Below are 3,716 nucleotides of genomic sequence, written 5' to 3'. Positions count from 1 at the left end.
GGCTCATCCCAATCGGGGGTGTAGGAGTTGGGGTCTGAAGCCGCCGGTCTCGAGCAGGCTTCGGGCGATGTAGTTGGTCAGGTTGCGGAACCCGAGTGCGGAGCCGCGCAGGTGTTCGAGCCGTCCGTTGAGCGCCTCGGTCGGCCCGTTGCTGGTGCCGGGTCGTTCGAAGTAGGCGAGCACGTCAGCGGCTCGCTTCTTCAGGGTCCGGCTCAGGGTGGTGAGCTCGGTGAGCACCTTGGGGACGCCGGCGCTGAGGTCGGTGATCAGCTTCTCCATGAGCTCGCGGCCACGTTGCCGGTCCTCGTGGCGATAGGCGGCGATCATGCGCTGGTAGACACCCCAGGTCGCCTCGACCTCGACGTGAGCGTCATCAACGAACAGCGCGCGTAGCCTGTCGCTCTGCTTGTCGGTGAGCAGGTCCGCGCCGGTGTGCAGCGTGCGCCGCGACTTGTAGAGCGGGTCGTCCCTGAACCCACGGTGCCCGTGGATCGCGAGTTGGACCCGGCGCCGGCACCTGTCGAGGGCGTCACCGGCCAAGCGCACGACGTGGAAGGGATCCATCACCGTGACCGCGTCCGGGATCTCCTCCGCAGCGGCGGTCTTGAACCCGGTGAAGCCGTCCATCGCGACCACCTCGACCGCGTCACGGAAGGCGTCGTCGCGGTCGGCGAGCCAGGTCTTGAACGCCGCCTTCGACCGGCCCTCGACCATGTCCAGCAGCCTTGCTGGGCCGGCGCCATCGCGGACCGGGGTGAGGTCGATGATCACGGTGACGTACTTGTCGCCACGCCTGGTGTGGCGCCAGACGTGCTCATCGACGCCAATCACCTTCACGCCCTCGAACCGCTTGGGGTCGTTGATCAGCAGCCGCTTGCCTTCAGCCAGGACCGCGTTGTTGGCGGTGTCCCACGCGACCCCGAGTCCCTCGGCGACACGGGCGACGGTGAGGTGTGCGACCACGATCCCTTCCAGCGCCCACCGCAGCCCGGTGCGCGAGAGCTTCGCGCGTGGCTCCGCCGCGGCGCTGGTGTCTTGGCGCCACACGTGTCCGCAGTCGGCACAGCGGTAGCGGCACACTACAACTTCCAGCACGGTCGGTCGCCAGCCCAGCGGCTCGTGGGCCAACCGCCGGATCACGGTGTCACGAGCAGCGCCTTCGCTGCCGCACCGTCGGCACCACTGATCTGGTTCCACCACGCGGCACGCTAGGACCGCACGATCCGGTTCAAGTCGTTGTCCGGTCACGCTCAGACCGAGGCCGTCGAGTCGAGCGAAGGCGGTCAGGTCAGGGCGGCTGAAGCCGGCCGGCGGAGTTGTGTCGGTCACGTCGAGGTCTTTCGGATGGATGGCGTAGGAACCTCCGTCGTCGGGAGACCTCGACGTCTATCTGCGGACCGACGCCCCCGGCCGACCTACACCGGCATCTGAGAAGACCCCTGAAACGTCTTCGACGAAGACGGGACCGGCGAGGAGGAGGGCGCGGTGAGCTAAAAGAATGGAGCTTGCTCGGCTTCGACGCCGCCGCAAGCTCCGGTGAAACGGTCGGTACTGGTCGGTCGTCGTCGGTCACCACCGGATGGCGGCGTCCCCCACGCTCGGCGTTTGCGCAGGTCAGCGGCTCGTTCGCCCAGTGGGCGCATCAGGCGATAGACGCAAAGCCGACGTGATTAGGTCGTCGGTTCGATTCCGACAGGCGGCTCCGGCGAACAGCCCCTGACCTGCGGAAACGCAGGGCAGGGGCGGTTCGGTTCTGGTGGTCGCGCGATGCGCTGGCCTCACGGCTCTGCTCGACACCGACGTCGCTCTCCTCTGCGACGGACCCCTCGCCGGCTGAGCGCTCGCGGCCGGCATCCTGTCCGTGTGCCGATAGGCCTCGCACCGCTCGGCAACGCAGCATGGCGTTGCGTCGCGACCTGGCGACGGCTCGGCGGGGCGCGATCGTCTCGTGCGTTGGCGGACTACGGGAGCTTGGACGCGAGGACGTCGGCCGCCAGGATCTCGGGTGCTGCGCTGAGGAGGTGCTGGTTCTCCGTCAGGGCTGCGACGATGGCGCCGTTGGCGTGGGCGTCGCGAGCGGCCTCGTCGGGGAATGCATCGAAGATCCAGAAGGTGTCGGCGTGGGTCCTGACCGCGAACCAGACAATCGTTCCTGCTTCTTCGTTGGCGAGTGCGACAGCGCCGGCGAGCAGATCGGCGAGCGCGTCGTGCTGTCCATCGGCCGCGACGATCTTGGCGACGAAGGCATACGGAAGTGATGCGGGTGTGGACATGAGGGACTCTCCTTGAAATCGGGGTTCTTCGTGGGACGAGTTCAGCGTATGACGAGCGAGGGCCGGTGGGAAGTGGCGTATACGGCAGTATTGCTATTGTTTACGTCATGCGTATCGGACTGATCGCGATCGACGGCTGCTTCGGTTCGGCTATCGCGTCGATCATCGACATCGTGCGGGTGGCCGACGGAGCCCGCCGCGATGTCGACCCGCGGATCGACCCGATCACACTCGCCATCCTCGGACCGAAACGGCGAGTGACCACGACGGCATCGATGACCCTGTCGGTGGACCACCCGCTGTCGGAGTCCGCAGAGTTCGACGTGGTCGTCGTCCCTGCGCTTGGAACCCTTACGGCCGCCGCTACCAACGACGCCCTCCAGAGCCGAGATGCTCGTTCGGTCATCGCCTCGCTCGGGCGCCTCGACGAGGCGACCACCCGGATCGCCGCGGCGTGCACCGGCGTGTTCGCTGTCGCCGAGACCGGACGGATGCATCATCGGCGGGCGACGACCAGCTGGTTCCTGGGGCCGGAGTTCCTGAAGCGCTATCCGACCGTCGCCCTCGATCTCGACACCATGGTCGTGGTCGACGGGAACCTCGTCACCGCCGGCGCCGCGTTCGCCCACATCGACCTCGCGCTCTCACTCGTGCGATCGATCAGCCCCGACCTGGCCCAACATGTCGCCAAGCTCCTCATCATCGACGAGCGCCCGTCGCAGGCGGCCTTCGTCGCCTACGAACATCTCCGGCACGAGGACCCGATCGTCGTCGAGTTCGAACGCTTCGTGCGCGCCCGCCTGGACGAACCGTTGAACGTCGCCTTCGTCGCGCAGTCGCTCGGCACCAGCCGGCGCACCCTCGAACGACGAGTCCGTGCGGCGCTCAACCTCACTCCGCTCGGCTTCGTCCAACGGCTTCGCATCGAACGAGCTCGGCACCTCTCAGCAACCACGGACCTCACCTCCGCCGAGATCGCGCTACGGGTCGGCTACGCGAACGCCGAGACTCTGCGCTCCCTCCTGCGCAGGGAGCGACGCCGTTCCTGACCTATCGCCATGCCTGTAGCCAGTGTCCTAGCGCTCGGTTGGAACCACCTCTCAGCACGTCGCGTCGACGCTCCTGCGTCGCCCCTGGACGACCCACTCGACACGCCCGCAGCACAGGCCGTGTGACGTGCCCCAGCTTCCCGGACGGTCGGGGTTGGGTGGCTGTGATGTCGCTGCGTTCTCGTCGAGGGGGTCAGCAGACCCGATCAGGGTCGATTGGGATGAGCCGCGAAGGCGGTGAGGTCAGGGCGGCCGAAGCCGGCCGGCGGGGTTGTGTCGGTCACGTCGAGGTCTTTCGGATGGATGGCGTAGGAACCTCCATCGTCGGGAGACCTCGACGTCTATCTGCGGACCGACGCGCCCGACCGACCTACACCCTCATCTGGGAAGAGCC

Annotated in this window: 3 protein-coding genes; 1 reads left to right on the top strand and 2 read right to left on the bottom strand. The window is 67.3% G+C overall.

The annotated features are described in order from the left end of the window. Window positions 1-3 precede the first annotated feature (3 nt). Window positions 4-1,329: an ISL3-like element ISPfr2 family transposase gene (locus NJE57_RS19875; RefSeq protein WP_319030216.1), complete on the bottom strand. Its 1,326-nt coding sequence runs from the start codon at window positions 1,327-1,329 to the stop codon at window positions 4-6. Window positions 1,330-1,961: 632 nt separating this feature from the next. Further along, window positions 1,962-2,273 (bottom strand): antibiotic biosynthesis monooxygenase, encoded by a 312-nt coding sequence (locus tag NJE57_RS19870; RefSeq protein WP_319030215.1) that lies wholly within the window; start codon window positions 2,271-2,273, stop codon window positions 1,962-1,964. Between the two features lie 107 nt (window positions 2,274-2,380). Between NJE57_RS19870 and NJE57_RS19865 the strand changes: the two genes are divergently transcribed. Continuing rightward, window positions 2,381-3,322, top strand: a complete 942-nt coding sequence (locus tag NJE57_RS19865) for a GlxA family transcriptional regulator (RefSeq protein ID WP_319030214.1) — start codon at window positions 2,381-2,383, stop codon at window positions 3,320-3,322. Window positions 3,323-3,716: the final 394 nt, after the last annotated feature.

The sequence above is a fragment of the Dietzia sp. PP-33 genome (assembly GCF_033790845.1).
GTDB lineage: Bacteria > Actinomycetota > Actinomycetes > Mycobacteriales > Mycobacteriaceae > Dietzia.
Note: the sequence above shows the minus strand (reverse complement) of the source record. Positions and strands in the feature narration are given on the sequence as shown.

Bases quoted from the DNA above. Each gene is read 5' to 3' on its own strand.
- NJE57_RS19870 (WP_319030215.1), bottom strand. From the start codon at position 2,273: ATGTCCACACCCGCATCACTTCCGTATGCCTTCGTCGCCAAGATCGTC.
- NJE57_RS19865 (WP_319030214.1), top strand. From the start codon at position 2,381: ATGCGTATCGGACTGATCGCGATCGACGGCTGCTTCGGTTCGGCTATC.